The 4381-nt window shown below is 48.7% G+C and carries 3 protein-coding genes and 1 tRNA gene; 2 read left to right on the top strand and 2 right to left on the bottom strand.

What is annotated here, in order from left to right; translation table 11 throughout:
* Positions 1 to 577: 577 nt before the first annotated feature.
* Together NCN04_RS08350 and nrdJ are read right to left on the bottom strand one after the other, a co-directional pair.
* Positions 578 to 664 (bottom strand) — tRNA-Ser (locus tag NCN04_RS08350).
* Positions 665 to 856: 192 nt separating this feature from the next.
* Positions 857 to 3199 carry a ribonucleoside-triphosphate reductase, adenosylcobalamin-dependent gene (gene nrdJ, locus NCN04_RS08345; RefSeq protein ID WP_250395781.1) on the bottom strand — a complete coding sequence of 781 codons (2343 nt, stop codon included), beginning with the start codon at positions 3197 to 3199 and terminating at the stop codon, positions 857 to 859.
* A gap of 229 nt (positions 3200 to 3428) precedes the next feature.
* Between nrdJ and NCN04_RS08340 the strand changes: the two genes are divergently transcribed.
* Together NCN04_RS08340 and NCN04_RS08335 are read left to right on the top strand one after the other, a co-directional pair.
* Positions 3429 to 3635 carry a hypothetical protein gene (locus NCN04_RS08340; protein WP_250395780.1) on the top strand — a complete coding sequence of 69 codons (207 nt, stop codon included), beginning with the start codon at positions 3429 to 3431 and terminating at the stop codon, positions 3633 to 3635.
* 164 nt (positions 3636 to 3799) lie between these two features.
* The coding region (locus NCN04_RS08335) for a class I SAM-dependent methyltransferase (protein ID WP_250395779.1) at positions 3800 to 4381 on the top strand (582 nt) is incomplete at its 3' end.

The raw sequence follows: 4381 nt of genomic DNA, 5'->3' as shown, positions 1-4381 counted from the left end.
CAATGAGTTCTTATTTCGTTTCCCTTCTGACTTCTTATTAAAACCGAAGGTCTAAGAACTTTTTTGATCTACAAATAATCTCCGATGTCTTCTTCTCGCTTGGTCGGATTTTGCTGTTTCTCTTGGCTTGAACGGTTCACTCCTTGTCAACATACAGAGATATCGCTATCAAAGAAACTTGCAATAACCCACTTCCTGCCGATCCTTTTTGCTATTTCGTCTTGAGTGTGAATTGATGTCAATAGTCGCCAATACGTTGCGCTATCAACATCGAGGACAAAGGACTTTGCAGCGAAGATCAGCATCGGCCCATTTTGGGTTTTCGATCTTGTTAGGCTCACGCAGGACCTAGTGATCAGCGGCCACCCGAACCATCCCCTCGTTCATGTCGATCCATTTTGTCTCGGTATTGAAGGCCAGCCACTTCGCCCTGATGTTGTCGGTCGGATCAGGCAAGCTGCCTCCGATCACTCGTGGTCAAGATCTTCGATGATCGTGCCAAGAGAAGCGCCAAGGCCCGCCTGATTTCAGTCATTAAAAAACCCAGTCAGTGACTGGGCTTTTCGGTAATAGAGAACGGAGAGGGTCGGATTCGAACCGACGGTGCCCTTGCAGACACGCTGGTTTTCAAGACCAGAGCCATAAACCACTCGACCACCTCTCCAAGAGGTCTTCATAGCTTATCATCCCACCAGGTTTAAGGCCTCTGTCGCAACTTTATCTCTAAAGGTGCTTTAAAAGTATTTTCTTCCTGCGGAGGGATCACTTTTTGACTTGTACTTAAAGTTTGATATATGTCTGATTTGTATTGTTTTTGTCAAGGGCTTAATCTCATGACTTAAGCCCTGCTGGATTTTTAGCTATTAGGTTTTGCTAAAGGTAAGAGGCACTTATCTGAATCGCAACCAGCTGGACCTGCTTCGGTTAGCTCTCCGCTGTCATATTTTTGCAATGCGTCGAAAAAGTCATTATTGACTCGTCGTTCAATGACTTCTTTCTGCAAGCGCGCATAGGTTTGTGCATCGATTGGTTCGAATGGCAAGCGTGGGAAGGTTGCATTCGCATCGAATCGAGCGAGAAGAGCTGCAGAAATGTATCCGCCACCCTGTTCGATGGTCTGGTGAAGAGCATCGGTTAACGGTTCAATCTCATGCTCACGAAATTCGATCGTTGCCGATGTGTTGTGGGCGGTGTAGTGCAATTGAACTTGCATATAAAAGTCAAATTGTGCCAATGCCGAGAATGCATTGATATCCACAGTGTCTGCACCAGGTAGATTGGCCCAACTGACTTCGGTTGGAATTTCTACTAACCATTCCGTGCAGCGTGAATCGAATGGATCGTTCAAAAGACGACCTTCATCATCCTTATCGGACTGGGAAGGAACCACTGTGTAGCCATAATCCATGCAGGCCATCGCCACAGGATCGTTTTTGCGGAAAGTAATCCTGCGGATAAAACGCTGAGCTTTGGGGGGATGCCAACCAGGTGCAGCACCTGTAAGCAAGCTTTTTGTTCCAGCGGGCTGAACTGTGGTGCAGCGGTTTGGACGCCTCAGTCCATGACGATCGCAATAATCCCAAACGGTTTCATTCACGATCGATTTCCACCGCTTCAAGTAATCAGCTTCTTGTTTTTTGTAATTCAGACCTTCTTCGGTTTCAGGCCGTCCTGCTTCCCACCACTGCAGCCATGGTGTACCAAAAGCATGAACGAAGAAGTCAAATAACCCAGTAAAGCTCACACCTACGATTGGATCCCAGGCTCGACTCTGACGGTACCTCTCGACTTCGAATTTGTGATTGAGCAGACAGGCAACGGAGAGTGCACCGGCTCGGAAGGCGTCGCGTTGCGATGCTTCATCTTTGGGGTCAATTTGGTTGAGATGTATCTCGGCAAGGTTGCAATGAAAATCTGCACCGAGGATTTCACCGCACGGGTTTAATCCGTAGCGACTCAGCCGATGCTCAAGTTCGTCTTTTGAAATTGCACCATGATTTTGTTCGAGCCAGCGCCCTGCTTCTTCACGGCCTTGGTCGCAATAAATCTCGATAAATTCACTTCTTAATTCCTTGGTGGTTAGTAAATCGGCGTTCGAGCGAGCGAGCGCTTCAGGAGCGAATTGAATGGCGCCTTCACCACTGTGGAATTGACGTGTGACTGCTTCTAGCAGCACTTCCCTGCTTGGTCGGGTGTGATAAACACGGGTGTGATTCGCCATCCTCAGCGCATCGCGCTCAGGATCAATTCTCCAGTTGCCTTCAGAATCCTGTTGCCACAAATTTTCCTTGGCACCAGCAGCTGACATGTCGTCGGAAGCGAATTGACGCATACCGGCACTACGCCGGATATTACCCGCCACAATCGTGACGGCTGCTTCATCAATAAGGAGACAGCATTCGATGGATGTGAGCTGTCTACCGATCGCTTTGCCCAGCAATTTTGCGACGCGACCGTAGAGATCTTTCAGTTTGACGGGGTTCGCCATACCACCGAAACCCTTGAGGGTTTCGCCGACAGGACGCACATCAGAAAGGTCAATATCGACAACAACTTTTCGGCCTTCGAAGCGAGGATCACTACTCAATTCTAAGAGCAGTTGGTAGCTATCAACCCAACCACGTCTGGTGTCCCCCACCTTGATTGAAACATTGTGATCGCTGATGTTGAAGGACGTGGTTTCCTGGCGGTTGTCTGCCGGTGTAATGCCGATGTTTGAAACGCTTCGTACTTCAATCGGATTAATGACAACTGGAAGCTGATCAATGAAGTGGGGCTCGATGATTGCGCCTGTTCCACACCCCATCATCGCTAAATCCATCATGAGACCGAACGCTTCCCAATCCACAAGATTTGTGGAGGTGCAGTTGTAGGCCCCTGAGAAATTTTCCGGCTTCTCGATCCATGGAGTGCCACCAATCCATTGCCAGCGTCCGGAGGGCAGTGCTTTTTTCTCAGACTGCATCCTGGCCAGTAGGTCCATTTCCTCTGTATTGAGGGAACCAAGCTTGAGAAGTCCTGATCGGTTACGTTCGCCTACTTCACTCCAACTTTCTCTTCCTTTAGGCAATCGGCGACTGTAGGTGCGATAAAACACCGGGTTGGCTGCGGGCGCAGTTGCTGGGAAATCGCCGTTGATAGATCCAAGCTCAGTGGTTTGTGTCTCTAGCTTTTCTGTGCGGCTTGGTGTCAGAGTCACTTGCTGTTCTCGGCTTGTCCTTCGGGTATCCTAACGCCACCAATGGGGTTTGCACGTCTTTCTAAGCACTATCAGCGGTGTTTTGCCTCTGGTCGAGGCCTGATCGTTCCCTGAGCTTCGCCTCACTGGCAAGAGATCGAACTCCCTTACCACCGATCAAAGGTCATTGTTAAGCACCGTCAGCTCATGCATCCATGGACAAGGAGTGCTTTGGTTTTCGTGGTTTCCAGTGCGGCTTGAGGAACTGCTTGCAAAGATTGATAGGGATGAAACGACGTTTGGTGTCTGTTCCCCCGCAACCTCAGGGCCACTGGCGAGTGTTCCAGATATGCTCAGTTTTGCTGTGAATGCCGATCCCCATCTCCATTGGGTTGCTTGTCGGATGCTGAAGATCTTCGCCTTTGGTGATGATGATGTGTTGCTTAAATCTTTTTGAATCGTACGCGGAACTGTTTTTGTGGTTAGTGTTCCCGAGGCTTTGTCGGCGCTTCATTAAAGTGATTGGAGAGAACAATATTGATATCATCTATCCTTCTCAAACACTTTTGTTGAGTCTCTTTATTCCGAAGGCTGATGCAACGTTGTCCCGAACCAGAGTTGATGAATGCGCCTGATCAGGTTGTTGCCTATGCAGAGGCGGACTTTAGTTCCGGTGACCATTCAGTCATCGAACGTTTGTCGGAGCTGATTGATCATTCTCGCACTGTTCTCCCCGCAGCTCATTTGATCCTGGATCTAGGTTGTGGTCCGGGGAATATTTCCGAACGGCTTGCTGCTCGCTGGCCCCTATCGGAAGTGATTGGTCTTGATGGGGCTCCTTCCATGATCGCGATTGCTAATCAAAGACTTTCCTGTTTAAGTCCTGCTATTCATAATTTAACCTATTTACTCGTTGATTTAAGCCATTCCTGTCTTGATGATATTCCTCAAATAAAAGGTGCTTCTGTGATTGTTAGTAATAGTCTGTTGCATCATCTCCATAATCCTCAAAGGCTATGGGCTTCAATGAAGCAGCTTGCTGTGCCTAATGCATTCATGTTGCATCGTGATCTTCGTCGCCCCTCGAATCAGCAGGAGGTTGATGCGCTTTGCGATCGGTATGTGAGCAATTCCCCTTCCGTGTTGCAACGCGACTTTCGAGCATCCTTGATCGCTGCCTTCACTGTAGATGAAGTCCGCGAA

It is taken from the genome of Synechococcus sp. MU1655, from assembly GCF_023630655.1.
Taxonomy (GTDB): Bacteria; Cyanobacteriota; Cyanobacteriia; order PCC-6307; family Cyanobiaceae; genus Synechococcus_C.
Note: the sequence above shows the minus strand (reverse complement) of the source record. Positions and strands in the feature narration are given on the sequence as shown.